The 16,634-nt window shown below is 70.3% G+C and carries 15 protein-coding genes; 6 read left to right on the top strand and 9 right to left on the bottom strand.

Annotation, left to right across the window (positions count from 1 at the left end; translation table 11 throughout):
* The first annotated feature begins 190 nt into the window (after positions 1-190).
* Positions 191-760, top strand: a complete 570-nt coding sequence (locus DKM19_RS38440; protein WP_239513816.1) for a GNAT family N-acetyltransferase — start codon at positions 191-193, stop codon at positions 758-760.
* Between the two features lie 65 nt (positions 761-825).
* Here the strand turns inward: DKM19_RS38440 and DKM19_RS38435 are convergent, their stop codons facing one another.
* The 3 genes from DKM19_RS38435 to DKM19_RS38425 form a co-directional block, all read right to left on the bottom strand.
* The gene (locus DKM19_RS38435; RefSeq protein ID WP_110702666.1) at positions 826-1,323 is read right to left on the bottom strand and encodes a PPOX class F420-dependent oxidoreductase; all 498 of its coding nucleotides are present in this window, start codon (positions 1,321-1,323) and stop codon (positions 826-828) included.
* Positions 1,324-1,374: 51 nt separating this feature from the next.
* On the bottom strand, positions 1,375-2,865 hold the full coding sequence (locus DKM19_RS38430; RefSeq protein ID WP_110702665.1) for a DHA2 family efflux MFS transporter permease subunit: 1,491 nt from the start codon (positions 2,863-2,865) through the stop codon (positions 1,375-1,377).
* Positions 2,866-2,938: 73 nt separating this feature from the next.
* Positions 2,939-3,427: a MarR family winged helix-turn-helix transcriptional regulator gene (locus tag DKM19_RS38425; protein ID WP_110702664.1), complete on the bottom strand. Its 489-nt coding sequence runs from the start codon at positions 3,425-3,427 to the stop codon at positions 2,939-2,941.
* Positions 3,428-3,664: 237 nt separating this feature from the next.
* Here DKM19_RS38425 and DKM19_RS38420 point away from each other — a divergent pair, with 237 nt between their 5' ends.
* The 3 genes from DKM19_RS38420 to DKM19_RS38410 all read left to right on the top strand — a co-directional run bounded on the left by DKM19_RS38420 (position 3,665) and on the right by DKM19_RS38410 (position 6,670).
* Positions 3,665-4,486, top strand: a complete 822-nt coding sequence (locus tag DKM19_RS38420) for an NAD(P)H-binding protein (protein ID WP_110702663.1) — start codon at positions 3,665-3,667, stop codon at positions 4,484-4,486.
* 206 nt (positions 4,487-4,692) lie between these two features.
* A complete protein-coding gene (locus DKM19_RS38415) occupies positions 4,693-5,838 on the top strand; it encodes an acyltransferase (protein ID WP_110702662.1) in 1,146 nt (381 codons plus the stop codon).
* 85 nt (positions 5,839-5,923) lie between these two features.
* Positions 5,924-6,670, top strand: a complete 747-nt coding sequence (locus tag DKM19_RS38410; protein WP_110702661.1) for an SDR family NAD(P)-dependent oxidoreductase — start codon at positions 5,924-5,926, stop codon at positions 6,668-6,670.
* Positions 6,671-6,738: 68 nt separating this feature from the next.
* Here the strand turns inward: DKM19_RS38410 and DKM19_RS38405 are convergent, their stop codons facing one another.
* The 6 genes from DKM19_RS38405 to DKM19_RS38380 form a co-directional block, all read right to left on the bottom strand.
* The gene (locus DKM19_RS38405; RefSeq protein WP_110702660.1) at positions 6,739-7,596 is read right to left on the bottom strand and encodes a hypothetical protein; all 858 of its coding nucleotides are present in this window, start codon (positions 7,594-7,596) and stop codon (positions 6,739-6,741) included.
* 2 nt (positions 7,597-7,598) lie between these two features.
* Positions 7,599-10,211 (bottom strand): DUF6493 family protein, encoded by a 2,613-nt coding sequence (locus DKM19_RS38400; RefSeq protein WP_110702659.1) that lies wholly within the window; start codon positions 10,209-10,211, stop codon positions 7,599-7,601.
* A gap of 222 nt (positions 10,212-10,433) precedes the next feature.
* Positions 10,434-11,255, bottom strand: coding sequence for a phosphonate ABC transporter, permease protein PhnE (gene phnE / locus DKM19_RS38395; RefSeq protein ID WP_110702658.1), 822 nt, complete (start codon positions 11,253-11,255; stop codon positions 10,434-10,436).
* Positions 11,256-11,355: 100 nt separating this feature from the next.
* Complete coding sequence (locus tag DKM19_RS38390; protein WP_204358423.1) at positions 11,356-12,381, bottom strand: phosphonate ABC transporter ATP-binding protein; 1,026 nt, start codon at positions 12,379-12,381, stop codon at positions 11,356-11,358.
* Between the two features lie 62 nt (positions 12,382-12,443).
* Entirely contained in the window at positions 12,444-13,373 is a 930-nt protein-coding gene (locus tag DKM19_RS38385; protein WP_110702657.1) for a phosphate/phosphite/phosphonate ABC transporter substrate-binding protein, read from the bottom strand.
* A gap of 237 nt (positions 13,374-13,610) precedes the next feature.
* Entirely contained in the window at positions 13,611-14,744 is a 1,134-nt protein-coding gene (locus DKM19_RS38380; RefSeq protein ID WP_110702656.1) for a TIGR03364 family FAD-dependent oxidoreductase, read from the bottom strand.
* Positions 14,745-14,911: 167 nt separating this feature from the next.
* On the opposite strand from DKM19_RS38380, the gene DKM19_RS38375 reads away from it, so the two are divergent.
* Together DKM19_RS38375 and DKM19_RS38370 are read left to right on the top strand one after the other, a co-directional pair.
* Positions 14,912-15,673, top strand: a complete 762-nt coding sequence (locus tag DKM19_RS38375; protein ID WP_204358422.1) for a GntR family transcriptional regulator — start codon at positions 14,912-14,914, stop codon at positions 15,671-15,673.
* Positions 15,674-15,761: 88 nt separating this feature from the next.
* Positions 15,762-16,442: a phosphonatase-like hydrolase gene (locus DKM19_RS38370; protein ID WP_110702654.1), complete on the top strand. Its 681-nt coding sequence runs from the start codon at positions 15,762-15,764 to the stop codon at positions 16,440-16,442.
* Positions 16,443-16,634 lie beyond the last annotated feature (192 nt).

The following is a 16,634-nucleotide window of genomic DNA, read 5'->3' as shown; positions in this document are numbered from 1 at the left end:
CCGGGCCGTGTCCGGTGCCGCCGCACCGGACACGGGCGATGTCGCGGGTCATGCGGACGCCCGCCACGGCGTTGATGGACGCGCCCGCCTCAGGAGCGTCCAGGCGACCCGTATTTCGATTGCCGCCCGGGAAGCCCGTGCGATACAAGGTTGCGACCGGATGCGGTGGCCGACGAGGGGTGATGTTCGCGTGCGCGTCGAGTACGAACGGTTTGTGGGAGACGAGGCGCAGGGAGAGCTGCTGGCGGACTTCATGGCCGGGGAGAGGTGGCCCTACCACGTCGGTGAGCGGGTCGACCGGGACACGGTCCGCCGACGGGTCGCAGAGGGCTACTACGACGGCGAGTGGGTGCGCACCTTCTGGATCGTGGCGGACGGCACGCACGCGGGTGTGGTCCGGCTGGAGGACCTCGATGACGATACGCCGATGTTCGACCTTCGCATCCGGTCCGCGTACCGCGGCCGTGGCCTCGGCGGAGGCGCGGTCACCTGGCTGACGGAGCACGTGTTCAGCGCGTATCCGGAGATCTCGCGCATCGAGGGAACCACCCGTCAGGACAATCACGCCATGCGGAGGGTGTTCCGCCGCTGCGGGTACGCGAAGGAGGCGCATTACCGGGAGGCGTGGCCAAGCGCGGGCGGGACGGTGTACGACTCGATCGGGTACGCGATCACCCGGAAGGACTGGCTCGCCGGTACGGTGACCCCTCCGAACTGGCACGACGAGCCCGGTGCGGAAACGCCGGGGCTGACGGCCTGAGGCGACAGGAGCCTGTCAGCCGCCTTCCTCCCGCAGCGCCGCGACGGCCGGGCCGGCCCGGACGGTCAGTCCTCGGCGGGGATGTCCAGGGCGGTGCCGTACAGACGTGACACCCGCAGTCTGATCACCACGCGTCGTTCCTCCACCGCCTGCCCGAGGAACGCCGCCTCCTGCGCCGGGTCCTCGAAACCCGGCGTGAGGGAGAGCAGTTCCCGGCCGATCGCGTCTCCGGGCTCGGTCGTCACCTCTGACACCTCCGCATCGCCCTCGGCGACGGCGAACGACCAGATGTCCGGCCCGTTCACGTGCAGGGCGAGGCGGGGGTTGTTGCGTATGTGACGTGCCTTGAGGCGGTCGTCCGTCGTGGAGATCCGTACGATCCGCTCGTCGGGATCCCAGTGGTAGAGGACCGTGGACAGATGAGGGTGACCGCTTCGCTTCACGGTCGCCAGCACGCCGAACTGCTGCTCGCCGAGCAGGTTCGCCAGGTCCTCGTCGGGGAGGATCCGCGGCGCGGGGCCGGAGCCCGGCTCGTTCTCGGTCGTGGTGGTGAACTCGGTCATCCGAATCAATCCCTGTCTGTACCGTGTGTCGTCGGGCCGGTTGTGGGGTGGTCAGGCGATTTCCGGCTGGGCCACAGGCTCGGCGGGAGTCGGGACCTGGGCGGTGGTGTCTCGTCTGGGCTGCCGCAGCACGGTGAGCGTGACGGCGAAGGCGGCCACGAGCAGAGCGGCGGCGACGCCGAAGGCCAGGTGGTAGCCGCCGGTCAGCGCGGACGCCTCGTTGTCGCCGGCGGACAGTAGCGCTTCGGTGCGCGAGGCGGCCAGGGTGGACAGCACCGCGACGCCGACGGCCATGCCGATCTGCTGGGTGGTGTTGAACAGCCCGGAGGCCAGGCCCGCGTCGTCGGCCTTGGCGGAGGACATGCCGAGCGTGGTCAGTGCCGGGAGCACCAGCCCGCCGCCCGCGATGAGCAGCATCACCGGGAGCAGGTCGGTGACGTAGTCGGCGTTCACCGGGACGCGGGTGAGCCAGCCCATCGCCCCGAGCAGGAGCACCAGCCCGGCCAGCAGGACGGCGCGCTCACCGAAGCGGGTGTTGAGCCGGGCGGAGACGAACAGGGACACGCCGCCGATGGCCACCGCCGCGGGAAGCATCGCCAGGCCGGTGTCGAGCGCGCCGTAGCCGAGGACCTTCTGCATGTAGAGCGCGACGATGATCTGGAAGGCGAACATGGCCGACAGCGTCAGCATCTGGACGAGGTTGGCGCCGGAGACGTTGCGCGAACGGAAGATCCGCAGCGGCATCAGCGGTGTCCTGGCGGTGGCCTGACGGACGACGAACGCGGCCAGCAGGGCGAGCGACACCGCGCCGAGGCCGAGGGTGTGTGCCGCGAGCCAGCCGTACCGCTCGATCTCGACCACGGTGTAGATGCCCAGCATCAGCCCGCCGGTGACCAGTGCCGCGCCGATGACGTCGGCCCCGGCGGCGAGTCCGGCCCCGCGCTCGCCGGGCAGCACCCGGATCGCCAGCGCGATCGTGGCCAGCCCGATCGGCAGGTTGATGAAGAAGATCCAGTGCCAGTTGAGCGCATCGGTGAGGACCCCGCCCAGAACCTGGCCGATCGAGGCTCCGGCGGCACCGGTGAAACTGAAGATGCCGATCGCCTTCGCGCGCTCTCCGGGTTCGGTGAACAACGTCACCAGGATGCCCAGCACGACCGCGGAGGCCATGGCGCTGCCGATGCCCTGCAGGAACCGTGCGGTGATCAGCATGCCGGGGCCGGTGGACACTCCGGCCAGCAGCGACGCGGCGGTGAAGACGGTGTTTCCCGCCAGGAACATGGCCTTGCGGCCGATGAGGTCGCCCAGCCGGCCGGCCAGGAGGAGCAGGCCGCCGAAAGCGATCAGGTACGCGTTGACCGTCCAGCTGAGCCCGGCGGGGGAGAAGCCCAGGTCCTGCTGGATGGCCGGCATCGCCACGGTCACGATGCTGCCGTCCAGGATCGTCATCAGCATCGCGGTAGACAGCACGATGAGTGCGAGCCAGCGCGATCGGGACGCGACGGTGGGGGGCGTTTGAGGGGATGGTGCGGTGTGCGACATGGCCGACTCCTGTTCGAAAGGGAACAGGAGTGACCGTAGCAGATAGTTTTGTTGTAGACGATCCCTTGCGGATCTATTTTGTGCGCTGCCGTGCCCGCCGGCTCGCCTGCGGCGCCTCGACGGGGGTGGCCAGATGCCCCGTAACCAGGCGGTTCATGGCTCGCAGAAGCGTCTCTCTCTCATCGTCGGGCAGTGCTCCCAGGGCCGCCTGGTGCACGCCGTCGGCGATCTCCTGGCTCTGCCTCGCGACCTCCGCGCCCTTCTCGGTGACCGCGATGATCCGGGCCCGCCGATCCGTGCTGGACGGGCGGCGCTCGGCGAGCCCCGCCTTCTCCAGGGCGTCGACCGTGACCACCATCGTGGTCTTGTCCATGTCGCCGAGCTCGGCGAGCTGGATCTGCGTGCGCTCCTCCTCGAGGGCGTGAACCAGCACGCAGTGCATGCGTGCCGTCAGCCCGATCTCGGCGAGCGCCGCCGCCATCTGGGTCCTCAGAACATGGCCGGCGTGGTCCAGCAGGAACGACAGATCCGGCTCGGTGCGGGCGGGCGCCATGGCAGTCATGTCCCCAGCGTAGCAACTGGTTCCGTTCTGGATTATCTACAAAGAGTCCCATCGGGATCCGGCCGCGTACGGCGGTCCCGGCCGGATCGAGGCTCTGGGCGACCGGACGCTCCCTGTGCCGGTGCGGCTCAACAATCTCGATCTTGAATTCCGAAGTGAACGGCAAACGAGGACAGTGGTTGTCCGCGTCGATTCGTAGCGTCTTTCTCGGAGCCCAACCGAGCTGAGGAGACCTTCATGACGATTCTTGTGACCGGAGCGACCGGAACCGTCGGCCGCCACGTGGTCGACGAGCTCATCCAGGCCGGGCAGCGGGTGCGGGCCCTGACCCGCAATCCGGTCAGGGCGGACCTGCCCGCCGGGGTGGAGGTCGTGTCGGGCGATCTCACCGTGACGGACAGCCTCGCGCCCGCGCTGGACGGGGTCATCGGGGTTCACCTGATCACCTTCGGCGGAGACGACTACGGGCCGTTGCAGAACGGTCAGGAGATCGTCGAGCTGGCCGCCAAGGCCGGGGTACGCAGGGTCACGGTCCTGGGCGGCTGGGACGAGGGGACGTTGGAGCCGGCCGTGAGAGCCGGCAGCCTGGACTGGACCTTCCTCCAGCCGACGGAGTTCATGTCCAACGCGCTGCAGTGGGCCGAGGCCATCCGCGCCGACGGGGTGGTGCGGGAGCCCTTCGGCGACGCCGTCACCGCCATGGTCCACGAGGCCGACATCGCGGCGGTGGCGGCCAGGGCGCTGGCGGAGGAGGGGCACGCGGGCAGGACCTACGGCCTGACCGGCCCCGAGAGACTGAGCACGCGCGACAAGGTCCGCATCATCGGCGAGGCGATCGGCAGGGAGGTCCCCTTCGTCGAGCTCACCGAGGAGCAGGCTCGCGAGAAGATGGCGGCCGAGGGACAGCCGGAAGAGATGATCGAGTTTCTCATCAACGTCTTCGGCAACGTGCCGGAGGGGCCCAACATCGTCAATTCCAATGTCGAGAAGGTCACCGGCCGCCCGGCGCGCACGTTCGCCCGGTGGGCCGCCGAGCACGCCGACGCCTTCCGCGCCTGACCGGTTGAACGCCCGTCGCCGGGCACTGCGGCGACGGGCCGGCGTGGAATCGGATCCCGGATGTGCCGGCCGGCACGGGTAGGGCCCGCAACCTGGTGGCCGCGATCCCGGACGTCGACATCCTCGGCCGACTGCGGGAGGTCGCGGTGCGCCCCGAACGCGAATTGTGAACGCCCGACCCAGGTCTATCGCCTAAAGTCGGGCAAATGTCCACGAATCCCTCCCGGATGGCCTGGCTGGACGCCCTGCGAGGACCCGCCGCGCTGGCCGTCGCGCTGCACCACTCCGCCTGGACCTTCATTCCGGGGGTCTGGGCGGTGGTGGACCGCAGAATCGACGTCGGCACCTGGGGCGTCTTCGTGTTCTTCCTGGTCAGCGGCTACATCATCCCGGCCTCCCTGGAACGGCGCGGTGATGTGCGAGCCTTCTGGATCGGCCGGGTCTTCCGTCTCCTCCCACTGCTGCTCACCGCGCTCGGCCTGGCGCTCCTCCTCGCGTGCGCCGGTGCGTTCGCCCTTCATCCGGGCCTGAGCTCGCGCCCCCTGCCCCTCGCGGTCCTCGGGAACGTGACGATGCTGCAGGAACTGCTCGGTGTGCCCGCCGTCATCAGCGTGATGTGGACACTCTCCTACGAGGTGTCGTTCTACCTGCTGGTGGTCGGGCTGTTCGCCATGCGGCAGGCACATCGCTCGGCCGCGGTCGCGATCGTCCTGGCGCTGTCGGCCGTACCCCTCGGGCTCCTGATGTCACGCCCGGTCATCAGTGGCCGCGCCGACCTGGTCGCCGCGCTCCTCGGCGTCACGGGCATCGTGGTCATCGCCGTGTCGGCGTGGGCGCGCGGCTGGGCACGCGCGGCGGCCGCGGTGACGGGCGGCCTTCTCGGCCTGGCGCTGGTGATCCTGGGCAGCCGGATCGGCGCGTGGCAGGGCCTGACCATCCTGGCCATGATGTTCGCCGGCACGGCCATTTACCGCGCCGAGCAGGGGGCGATCCGGTGGCGTACCGCCGTCGCCACCGTGGCGACGGTCCTGGCCTGCGGGGTCTTCGCCAAGGACGACCCCGGCTGGGCGCCGGCGATGCTGCTGGCCGTCGGCTTCTTCGCGGCCGCGTTCGCACTGCGGCACAGGGCGTTCCCCCGGTGGCTCGCCCACCTCGGGGTGATCAGTTTCTCCCTCTATCTGCTGCATCCGCTCCTGCTGGGGGTGAGCCCGAACCTTCCGATGTTCTTCCTCATCCTGGTGTCGCTCGGCTACCTGACCCACCGCCTGGTCGAGGCCCCGGCCCAGCGCCTCGGCAGGCGGCTGACCAGGCACTCCCCGAGGGAGCCCGTACTGGACGTGTCCTCCGGATGAGGCACCGCGGATGTGAGGCGAGACAGGAGAAAATGGGTTATACCCGGAGGGAAGGCTCGGGAGGCGCCCTGCTAGTCTCCCGCGAATGAGCGGACGAGCAGTACTGGTCACCGGGGCGTCACGAGGAATCGGCCGGGCGGTCGCGACGGCCTTCGCGGCCGCCGGAGACCGGGTCGCGATCCACCATCGCGGTTCCGCGGACCTGGCCGAACGGCTCCGCGCCGAGCTGCCCGGAGAGGGTCACACGACCGTGCAGGCCGACCTCGCCGACCCCGCCGAGGTGCGGCGTATGGTCGACGAGGCGGCGGAGGCGCTCGGCGGGATCGACGTGCTGGTCAACAACGCGGGGGTCTTCTTTCACCACCCGATCACGGAGGTCTCGTACGAGGACTGGCAGGCCGCGTGGCGCGAGACGCTGGACGTCAACCTCGTGGGCGCGGCCAACGTCACGTGGTGCGCCGTACGGCACATGAAGCGGGGCGGCAGGATCGTCAACGTCTCATCGCGCGGTGCCTTCCGCGGAGAACCGGACGGTCCCGCCTACGGAGCGAGCAAGGCGGGTATGAACGCCCTGGGCCAGTCGCTCGCCATCGCCCTGGCCCCGCACGGCATCACCGTGGGCACCGTGGCACCCGGCTTCGTCGAGACCGACATGACCAACGAGCACCTCAAGGCGCCGAGGGGTGACGCGATCCGTGCCCAGAGCCCGTTCGGCAGGGTCGCCATGCCCGAGGAGATCGCGGGCGCGGTGCTGTATCTCGCATCGCCTGTGGCCGAGTGGGCCAGCGGCACCATCATCGACCTGAACGGCGCCTCCTACCTGCGAAGCTAGGGCCTGTTCCGTGTTGTGATCCGCCTGGCGGCAGGCCGGAAAAACAGCCTCCGAGTCTGCTTGGGCGATCAGACGAGGATGATCTTTTGGAGAGCGACCCGTAGCTCCTCCGTCTCGGCGGGCTTCAGGTTCAGGTCGACGGTGAGAACGGTCTCGGTCTCCAGATCGTCCGCGGCTTCGGGAGTGAGGTGCAGTACGAGCCGTCGATCGTCCAGCACGTAGGACGTAATGCCGCCGCCGGTGCCTCGCATGGCTCCACGGGTCACCCAATAGGGCGAGCCGGTCATCGATTGTCTGTTCATGAAGCAGAGACGATCGCCGTCACCCGTGGTCCTCTCGTCCAGAACGACGGCGAATACACGGCGATTCTCGCCGTGCCCGAATCCGTGGACGGCCATATGCTCCATCGGTGTGTAGACCAGCTCTCCGGAGAAGACCGGCGCAGGTTCCGGTGTGGAGGGCTCGCGTCTGAATCGGTCGGTCTCTCTGAGGCCGAAGGGAACCGCCGTCGGGAGCGCGTCCAGGAGCCAGCGGGGAACGGCGTCGCGGGGAAACGCCGCCAGCTCCTGCAGCGGCGCGAGCCCGGGGATGTCCGTACCTCCGGGAAAGGGAAACGCGTCGGCGTCCACGTGCCCGTGGTAGGACCTGCTCCGCGGCGTGAAACGCAGCTCGCAGGAGAACCATGTCCCTCGGCCGTCGACGTAGGACAGCTCACGGAGTCGCTGGAACGACGCGTCCAGCCCTCGAACCTCGTCCGGCTCCCGCACGGCGGCCTCCGCCCCGTCGTAGGTGACGACGGTGCGGGAGAATCGGCTGACCTGGGCACGGTGAACCGTGATCCCGGCCCAGCCGGGAGGCGCGGCGGCACGGGCCAGGTCCCCGATCGTGAGCCGTAGGCGATGTGCCTCCTGATGCTTCGAGCGCATGGTCATCCTTCCTCTGCCGTCAACAGGCCGTGCAGGCGGCGTGCCTCACGGAGCACGCCGCTCGATCCCTTGCGCGCCGCCATGGACTCAAGCTCGGGGATCGCTCCGCGCGCGTGGGACCACACCGCCGTCGTAGCCCCCAGTGCCACGAACGAGGCGAACCCGTGGTGGGGTTTCCGGCCGGATCCGGGGATGAGCAACGGCAGCGCGGCGGCGATCGCCGTCCACACCTCCCGGTGGGCGCCCCGCGAGGACGCCGAATCCAGAGCCGCCGTCAGGTGGACGAGCTTTATCTGCTCGCGCTTGACCAGCAGGGCCGCCTGCCGCCCGAGCTCGGCGGCGTTCAGGTCGCCGCGGCCCGCCGTCTCCAGCAGAATGTCGACGGCCTCGGGTCTGTCGGGATCTCCCAGCATGAGGCCGAGGATGAGCGACACGGAGACTCCCGGCGGCCCGTCGCCGCGGGTGATCTGGCGGAGATGGCTCGACCGCACCGCCGATCGATGCCATTGATGACGGAAGAGATGGGGCAGTAGGTGGGTGGCGGCCACCTCCCGGTGCGAAGGGAACATCGCCGCCCACCACGTCAGATGAATGCCCACGCCACCCCTCGGAGGATCGCGGAACACCAGGTCGATGAGCGGGAACCCGGTGGCCGTCGCGTGCAGCGACGGCAGGAACCTCACCTCGTGAGGGTTGTCCGTCTCACCGTCGTCAAGCCAGCGCTCGACCTTGCCGGAGGAGGACCAGCTCATTTCGACAGTGGGGTCCGGGAGGGGATCCCCGGCCAGCCATTGGGCGACCAGGCGACCGGCCGGCGAGGAGAGACGGCTCGCGCGTTCGGCCGTCTGCGGGTCCTGGTCCCTCCGCAGCCGGAGGAGGGCCTGCTGCAGGTCCGCGGCGAGCGGTTTCGCCCCGGCGGCCTCGATGATCTCAAGCCTCGTCACCAGCTCCGAGGCGTCCACGTGCCCGGTCGTGAGGGTGGGAGTGGAGAGCAGCAGCGGCGGGACGACGTCCTCCTCGACGGCCATCTGGATCTCGGCGGCTCGGTGCAGGAGGAGCAGGCAGGGCGTGGAGAGATCGCTGATGTCGGGGAGTTTGTGCTTCCAGGCGTCAGGTGCCGACGCGGTGCCGGTCAGGGAACGCATCGCTCCGACCAGCCACTGGTCGACGTAGTTCCAGTGAGGGGGTTGCCCCCCATAGCGGACCTGGTATCGGTTGCTGTCCTGGTAGAAATGGTCGTATTTCCCGTCCAAGGCCGGCTTGAGTGCGGCGGCCGCGCCCTCGCGATCCCGATACACGAGAGCGACGAAGCCGGCCAGCAGCCGCTCCCAAGCCATCCATTCGCTGGGACCGGTTATGACGGACAGCATCCCCGCCACCGAATCGATGGGATCGGCCATCCGCTGCGGGGCGTCAGGCCGTGGGAGCGCGGGCGGAACGAACTCGTCCAGCGGATCGGGCGCGGCCGGCTCCTCCCCGCCGAAGACGGCGAAGGCGCGCAGCCTGAGGTCGTACGGGAGCGTGTCGAGCGCGTCGCGGATGGTGGCATGCCCCTCGTCGCCCATGCGGCTCGCGTGCTTGATCGCGAGTGTCACGGCCCTTTCCTGCAGTTCGACGGAGTCGGAGGCGAACACCGGCGCCAGCGGTCCGGCGATCGAGCCGGCCAGGGGAGGCGAGAGCCGTACCAACTGGTCCAGCCAGGTGAGCCCGGAGCGTACGAGCTTGCGCTCGGACCGGAAGAGCACCGATTCCAGCCCCTCCACCAGGTCGAGGGGATCGAGACCGTCCAGCGTGCGCAGGTGCCGCAGGGCCAGCTCCGCGATCGGTCCGGGCGCGGCGGGCAGCAGCCGCAGATAGTCACGGGCGCGTGACTCGATCTCGTGTGGCGCGGGGTCGAGAGTCTCGTGCAGGCGGGCGAAGAACCGCAGGTCCGGCGCCGATCCGCCCCGCAGGAACCGGCTGATGCACCCTTCCAGCAGCGTCAGCCGTTTCGCTCCGTCCCGGGCGGCCGACACGCTCAGGGAGCGCAGCCACGGCTGGGCGAGATCTTCCCGCTGGAGGGCTCGTCCCACACCCTGGGCATCGAAGATGCGGGGAAGCAACGTGTCGAAGAGCGGGTCCTCGTGGGGAACGGGCAGCCTGCCGGTGCTCACCCATCCGACGACCAGCGGATCGTGAATCGGGATCTCGATCCCTGTCGCGCGGAGCAGGGCGAGCGTCAGTCCGAGGTCGCGGTCCTCCGCGGTACGGATTTTGAGCACGAGCCGCCTGGCGAGGTCGGCACGCCACTCCGCCGGCCTGGTCGCGAGGATCGCCATGATGCGGTCGGTGTCCCCGTACGGCCCACCCCACCGGGAGGTGAACTCGCGGCGGCTCAGCCAGGACGCCACGGCGGCCGCTCCGGGAAGGACCCCGGCCCCGGCGGCGCGAAGCACCTCGGCGTGGTCGTCGAGACCCTCCCAGGGTTCGCGTCTGCCACGCAGAACCTTCAGGTGCCCGGGAAGAGCCTCGGCGACCTCCTTGCGCGCGGCCTCGTCCAGCTTGACGACCCGGGCCGCGACGGCGTCGGCCTTTTGATGGTCGATGAACGTCCGGAGCCTCTCCCACTCGTTCACGCGCCGGCTCCTTCGCGGCGAGAGCGGATCCGAACGGCGATGAGATCGCTGGATGTGGGGGACTCCGCTGCGGGCGGCGGAGCGGTGTATCGATGCGGTGCGCTGGGCATGCCGGGAACAGTAGTGATCCACTCCGACAAATCGATCAAGCCGGAGAGATGACGGCCCGGCCTCCGTGTTCTGTCGTACGGAAGCCGGGCCTGCCGCATCGGGATCGGGGCGTCAGGCGCCGATGCGGCGGCGTACGAACGCGGAGAGCCGGTCGACGGCGACGACGAGCACCATCACGATCATCAGGTGGGTGGCCATCTCGTCGAAGCGGAAGAGCTTGATGGACTGGTTGACGAGGAAGCCGATGCCGCCGGCGCCGACGAGACCGAGCACCAGGGACGAGCGCACGTTGACGTCGAAGCGGTAGAGCAGCAGGCCCACGAACTGCGGGAGCACCGCGGGGAGCACGGCGTGTGAGGCGACCTGGAGTCCGGAGGCGCCGTTGGTGCGCAGGGCGTCGCGCGGACCGAGATCGATCTCCTCCATCGCCTCGGCCCACAGCTTGCCCATCACCCCGGTGTTGTGGAATATCAGCGCGAGCACGCCGGCGAACGGACCCAGCCCCACGGCCGTGACGAACACCAGCGCGAAGACGACATCGGGTACGGCCCGCAGGAACGACAGGACCGACCGTGCGGCCTGGTAGATCCACCGGTTCGGCGTTGTCGTCCGCGCGGCGAGGAGCGCGAGCCCGAACGCGAAGGGTATGGACAGCGTGGTGCCGAGCAGTCCGATGTAGAGCGTGACGAGCGCGGCCCGAATCCCGGGGAGGAGCACCCGTGACCACGACAGGTCCGGCGGCAGAGCCAGGTCGACGAAGTCGGCCATTCCCCGCCAGCCCTGTACGAGCGCCGCGGGGGAGAAGTCGGTGCCGCGCCAGGCGAGCGTGTGCGCGACGACCAGGACCACGATGACGGCGCCGGTCATCGTTGAGGGCCGGCGCCGCCTCGGCGGGGCGAGCGGCTCGCTCGGCGTGAGGGTATCCGTACTCATCGGGGCTCCTGCTCGGCGAGACGGCGGTCGGGGGATCGAAGGGCGTTGGCGGCGGTCACGGTGAGGACCCCCCAGGGGGATCGGGGAGCATCCGCGGCGGTCACGGTGAGGACTCCGGCGGGGAGTGGAGGGCATCGGTGGCCACGGTGAGCGCTCCGGTGGGGGAGCGGGGAGCATCCGCGGTGGTCACGGTGAGCGTTCCGGCCGGGGAGCCGAGGGCGGGGCCGGTCACGGTGAGTGCCTCGACGGGGGCGTAGAGGGCGTCCAGATCGGTCGGGGCGAGTGCTCGCACGGGGGCGTCGACGGCGACCCGGCCGTTCCGCAGGCCGATGATGCGGTCGGCGTGCCGGTGGGCCAGACCGGGCTGGTGGAGTACGGCGGCCACGGCGAGACCCTGGTCGCGGGCGAGGTCGGCCAGCAGGGAAACCACCTGTTCCGCGGCGGACGGATCGAGGGCGGACACCGGTTCGTCCGCGAGGATGATGCTCGCCCGCTGGCACAGGGCACGGGCGATCGCGACCCTCTGCTGCTGCCCGCCAGACAGGCGTCCGGCCGGCTCGGCGGCGCGGTCGGCCAGCCCGACCCGGTCCAGACAGGCCATGGCTTCCTCCCGGAGTTCGCGGGGGAACAGGATGGGTGTGAGCGAGTGCCGCAGCGGCAGCCGCCCGAGCGCACCGGCGCAGACGTTGTCGAGCGCGCTGCGGCGGCGGACGAGGTGGATCTGCTGGAAGACCATGGCGGTCTGCCGCCGCAGCTGCGCCGATTCGGCGTCCCGCAGCCCGCCGACCTCGCGGCCGTGGATGAGGATCGTGCCGTCGTCGGGCGTTTCGAGCCCGGCGACACAGCGCAGCGCGGTGGACTTGCCGCACCCGTTGGCGCCGAGCAGCGCGACGAACTCGCCGGATCGCAGCTCGAAGCCCAGCGAGTCCAGCACCGTACGGCCGGAGAAGGACTTGCGCAGTCCCCGGATCACGAGCGCGGCGCTCGGATCCGTGGCGCTCGCCGCGGCACCGGCACCGGACCCCGTACCGGCACCGGCACCGGACCCCGTACCGGCACCGGCACCGGACCCCGTACCGGCACCGGCACCGGTCCTCGTGCCGGGCGTCTGCATGACATCGTTCATGCCGGGTACCGCCCGGCCACCGAGTGGTGGCACGTGCCCGGCCCCCTCGGTCGGCATCATCGTTAGGCGTCCTTCTCGGTCAGGTTCAGTGCGGTGGCGAGGTCGAACAGCGGCTTGTAGGTGTCCTTGGTCACGGCGGCGAGCGGGCCGGGCGGGTTGACGTCGAGGAAGGCGCCGACCTTGGTGACGTCGGCGGTGTCCAGCTCGAGCAGCGCTTTGGCGACCGCGTCACGGAACTTCTGGTCGAGCTTGCCGTACACGGTGATCGGGTCGTTCGGGATCGGCTCGGACTTCCAGATCTGCCGGTACTTCGACGGGTCGAAGGTGCCGGCGGCCTGCGAGGTCGCGAGCTGCTGGCTGTTGATCTCGGCCGCGTCGACCTTGCCGTTGACCAGGGCGAGCAGGGCCTCGGGGTGACCGCCCGCGTAGTCGATCTTCAGGGCGGACTCGGCGATGCCCTCGGTCTTGAGCGCGTACCGGGGCAGGGCGTCGCCCGAGGTCGAGGCCGGGCTGGACAGGGCGAGGGACTTGCCGGCGAGGTCCTTGATCGAGGTGATCGGCGAGTCCGTGGGGACCCAGATGCCGCCGGTGTAGGTGGTCAGGGCGCCCGTCGCGTCGGCGAACGAGGCGACGGCCTGCGCGTCGGCCATCTGGCTGGCGAAGACGAAACCGAGCGGTCCGAACTGGGCCATCTCCAGCTGGCCGTTGCGCATCGCCAGCACCTCGGCGGAGTAGTCTTCGACGATCTTCAGTTCCACCGGGCAGTTGAGCTTGCGCTGCAACGCGGCGGCCAGGACCTCGTAGGCGGGTTTGAGCTTGGCCGGGTCCTCGTAGGGCTCGATGCCGAAGCGGACCTTGCCGCCGGGGCAGGTCACGCCGGCCGTGCCGGATGCCCCGGTCGTACCGGATGTCCCGGTGTCGCCGCAGCCCGCGACGAGCGGGAACAGTGCCGAGGCCGTCACCACGGTGGTGAGGAAACGTCGTGCGCGCATGGGTTATCTCCTGGAGGTTATGCCGGGTTCGAGCGGGGATCTGGGGCGTGCCGAGAGTTCGAGCGGGGATGTGGGTCGTGCCGTTTTCCGGCGGGGATCTGGGGCGTGCCGGATTCGGGCGGAGATCTGGGGTGTGCCGCGGGTGCGGGCCGGGATCTGTGAGTCGTGCCGGGTTCGGGCAGGGATCTGGGCCGTGCCGTTTTTCGGTGAGATCCGGTGTGGTCGTGGGTCCGGCGGTCAGCGCAGCAGGTCGTCGAGGACCTCCGGCGCCAGGCCGAGCGCGGTGGTCATTCCGACGCCGGAGGTCACGGAGACCACGCGGACGCCGGGCATGGGCGTGGCGATCAGGAACGGTTCCGGGGCCGAGGCGTAGACACCGCGCCAGCGTTCGCGCACCGTGAGACTCTCGACGCCGAGCAGGCGTCCGGCCTCGACCAGGACGTGCCGGTCGAGCTCGTCCGCGTTGAACGGCTCAAGCGTGGTGGCGTAGGCGTGGGTGTCGCCGATGGTGAGGTCGCCGTCCGGACGCTGGGTGAACATCAGGTTCAGCCCGGCGTCGAGCAGGTCGGGGTGTTCCGACTCCAGCCGCGTACGGAGTGCGGGCAGGGTGGGGCACGCCCCGAAGCCGTCGTAGCGCAGGAGCGAGAAGCCGGTGAGCACCGCGGGGGCGATCTTCTGGCCGTGAGGGTCGCGCACGCGCAGCATGTGCAGGGCGCAGCGTTGCAGTCCGGCCTGCTCGGCCAGTTCGGGGAAGTGACGGTCGACGTCGTGGCCTACCGCCATCACCACCCGGTCTGCCCGGACCTGCCCCCGGCTGGTGCCGACAACACCCGGCTCGACGGTGTGCACCGCGGTGGCCCAGTGGAACCGCACACCTTGGGAGGCCAGCCAGCCGGCGATCGCGTGCGGGGCCTCCCTCGGGTCGACGCGCACGTCCATCGGCAGCCAGGCGCCACCGACCACGCCGGGGCCGGCGGGCATCCGGCCGGCCACCTCGGTGGCGTCGAGCAGCACGACCTGGTCGTCGCGGACGGCATGGAACTCCTCCAGGACCGCGTACTCGTCCTCGGCGCGCGCGACGACGACGGTGCCGTTGTCGCGGAGCCAGAACCCGGCCTCCTTGGCCAGGCGCAGCCAGCCGGTCCGGGCCGCCATCGCGTATCGGAGGGCGTCGCCGTCCTGGGCGGTGAAGCAGCCGTGTCCGAAGTTGCGCACCGAGGCGCCGGTGGCCCGCTCGTCGCGTTCGATGACGGCGACGGACAAGCCGCGGCGTACCGCGTCCACGGCGTGGGCGAGACCCACGATGCCCGCACCGACGACAACCAGATCGGCGGAGTCGAGGGACTGGTTCCGCGGGAGATAACTTGTCATGACAAGTACGATGCTCAGCTTCGAGAGAGGCTGTCAACCGCGAAGGCCCACATGTCACCGCGTGTTTCTCTGAGCTTAACTTCGCAGCTCATAGCGTTTTCTTCATGGCTGGCCCGCTTTCGTGTCCCGTTCGGCTTCCTGTATTGTCAAGTTGCGTGGATGGACCCATGCATGAACGCATCGCAGCTGACCTACGCCGTCGTATCGCCTCCGGCGAGTTGCCGGTGGGCTCGGCCGTGCCCTCGGAGTCGCAACTGGGCGAGCAGTGGGAGGCCTCCCGGGGGCCGGTCCGCCAGGCACTCGCCACCCTGCGGGCGGAGGGGCTGATCGACGGCGGGCGCGGCAAGCCCCCGCTGGTGCGCAGCCAGGCGATACCCCAGCCCTTCGAGACCTTCCTGTCGTTCTCCCGATGGGCCGAGGGGACGGGCCGGACCCCGGGTCAGCGCACCCTGGAGATCGCCCGGCGTCCGGCGACGGCCGAGGCCGCCGAGGCTCTGGGACTGGACGAGGGCGAGCCGGTCGTCCAGCTGCTGCGACTGCGGCTGCTGGACGGGCTGCCCACGATGATCGAGCGCACGACGTTCGTCTGGTCCGTCGGCCGGCTGCTCTTCGACCACGACTGCGACTCCGGATCGGTTTTCGCCTACCTGAGCGGCTGCGGTGTGGACCTCAGCACCGCCCGCCACGTCATCGACGCGATCGTCGCCGACGACACCGACGCCGCACTCCTGAACGTCGATCCCGGAGCGCCCCTGCTGCGCGAACGCCGCCGCACCTTCTCCTCCACGGGCGAACTCATCGAATACTCCGACGACCGCTACCGGCCCGACATCGTCTCCTTCACCATCGAGAACTCCCAGCAGGCCCACCCGGAGCTGGTGCGCAGTTCGAACCAGGACGGTCCACTCCGCGCGGACGTCTCCCGCTGAGCCGCCCCACCCGACAACCAGGACGGCCCTCTCCGCGCGGACGTCTCCCGCCGAGCCGTCTCACCCCACAACCGTGAGGACCCACGTCATGATCGAACTGGCAGTTCTGGACATCGCCGGCACCACCGTCGAGGAACACGGCGCCGTCTACGTCGCGCTCGAAGAGGCCGTACGCGCCGCGGGCGGCCACCCGAGCATCGCGGACATCCAGCGCTGGATGGGCGCCGACAAGCGTGAGGCCATCACCGCGCTGCTGACCGAGGGGCTGGGCAGGGCGCCCGGGATCGGCACCGTCGACGACGCCGTCGCCGACTTCCGCAGCCGCCTGGACGCCGCCTACACCGCCCGGGTGCCGACGCCCCTGCCCGGCGTTCCCCAGGCGATCGCCACGTTGCGCGCCGCCGGCGTCAAAGTGGCGCTCACCACCGGGTTCGACCGCGGTGTGACCGACGCGCTGCTGGCGAAGCTCGGCTGGGACGACCGGCTCCTCGACGCCGTCGTGTGCGTGGACGACGTCGCCGCCGGGCGCCCGGCGCCGTACATGATCTTCCGGGCGATGGAGGCGACGGGCGTTCGCGATGTCGGCCGCGTCCTCACCGCGGGCGACACGGTCCGTGACCTCGAAGCCGGCACCAACGCCGGCGCCGCCATGGTGGTCGGGGTGCTCACCGGCGGCCTGGGCGCCACCGAGCTGGGCGCCGCTCGACACACCCACCTGCTTCCCAGCGCGGCCGACATCCCCGCCCTGCTGTCCCTGTCCGGCGGGTGACGCCCGTCCGCGGAGTTCGCCCGATCCCTGCCGGTTCCCGTTCCGTCGCCTCTGCCCGGTGGGCGGTGTCGTCCGCGGAGTTCACCCGGCTTCTCAAAGTCGGGACGCCCGTCGGCGGCGCGGGTGCCATCCGGTTCCCGGCGGGCGGCACCCGCGTAGGCGGAGGTGCCCGGGACCGGCCGGTGGAGGCCG

This window comes from Streptosporangium sp. 'caverna' (genome assembly GCF_003203775.1).
Taxonomy (GTDB): Bacteria; Actinomycetota; Actinomycetes; order Streptosporangiales; family Streptosporangiaceae; genus Streptosporangium; species Streptosporangium subroseum.
Note: the sequence above shows the minus strand (reverse complement) of the source record. Positions and strands in the feature narration are given on the sequence as shown.

What these genes read in the sequence shown, in the direction of transcription:
- DKM19_RS38435 (WP_110702666.1), bottom strand. Translation starts at nt 1,323, where the DNA reads ATGACCGAGTTCACCACCACGACCGAGAACGAGCCGGGCTCCGGCCCC.
- DKM19_RS38430 (WP_110702665.1), bottom strand. Translation starts at nt 2,865, where the DNA reads ATGTCGCACACCGCACCATCCCCTCAAACGCCCCCCACCGTCGCGTCC.
- DKM19_RS38425 (WP_110702664.1), bottom strand. Translation starts at nt 3,427, where the DNA reads ATGACTGCCATGGCGCCCGCCCGCACCGAGCCGGATCTGTCGTTCCTG.
- DKM19_RS38420 (WP_110702663.1), top strand. Translation starts at nt 3,665, where the DNA reads ATGACGATTCTTGTGACCGGAGCGACCGGAACCGTCGGCCGCCACGTG.
- DKM19_RS38415 (WP_110702662.1), top strand. Translation starts at nt 4,693, where the DNA reads ATGTCCACGAATCCCTCCCGGATGGCCTGGCTGGACGCCCTGCGAGGA.
- DKM19_RS38410 (WP_110702661.1), top strand. Translation starts at nt 5,924, where the DNA reads ATGAGCGGACGAGCAGTACTGGTCACCGGGGCGTCACGAGGAATCGGC.
- DKM19_RS38405 (WP_110702660.1), bottom strand. Translation starts at nt 7,596, where the DNA reads ATGCGCTCGAAGCATCAGGAGGCACATCGCCTACGGCTCACGATCGGG.
- phnE (WP_110702658.1), bottom strand. Translation starts at nt 11,255, where the DNA reads ATGAGTACGGATACCCTCACGCCGAGCGAGCCGCTCGCCCCGCCGAGG.
- DKM19_RS38390 (WP_204358423.1), bottom strand. Translation starts at nt 12,381, where the DNA reads ATGAACGATGTCATGCAGACGCCCGGCACGAGGACCGGTGCCGGTGCC.
- DKM19_RS38385 (WP_110702657.1), bottom strand. Translation starts at nt 13,373, where the DNA reads ATGCGCGCACGACGTTTCCTCACCACCGTGGTGACGGCCTCGGCACTG.
- DKM19_RS38380 (WP_110702656.1), bottom strand. Translation starts at nt 14,744, where the DNA reads ATGACAAGTTATCTCCCGCGGAACCAGTCCCTCGACTCCGCCGATCTG.
- DKM19_RS38375 (WP_204358422.1), top strand. Translation starts at nt 14,912, where the DNA reads ATGCATGAACGCATCGCAGCTGACCTACGCCGTCGTATCGCCTCCGGC.
- DKM19_RS38370 (WP_110702654.1), top strand. Translation starts at nt 15,762, where the DNA reads ATGATCGAACTGGCAGTTCTGGACATCGCCGGCACCACCGTCGAGGAA.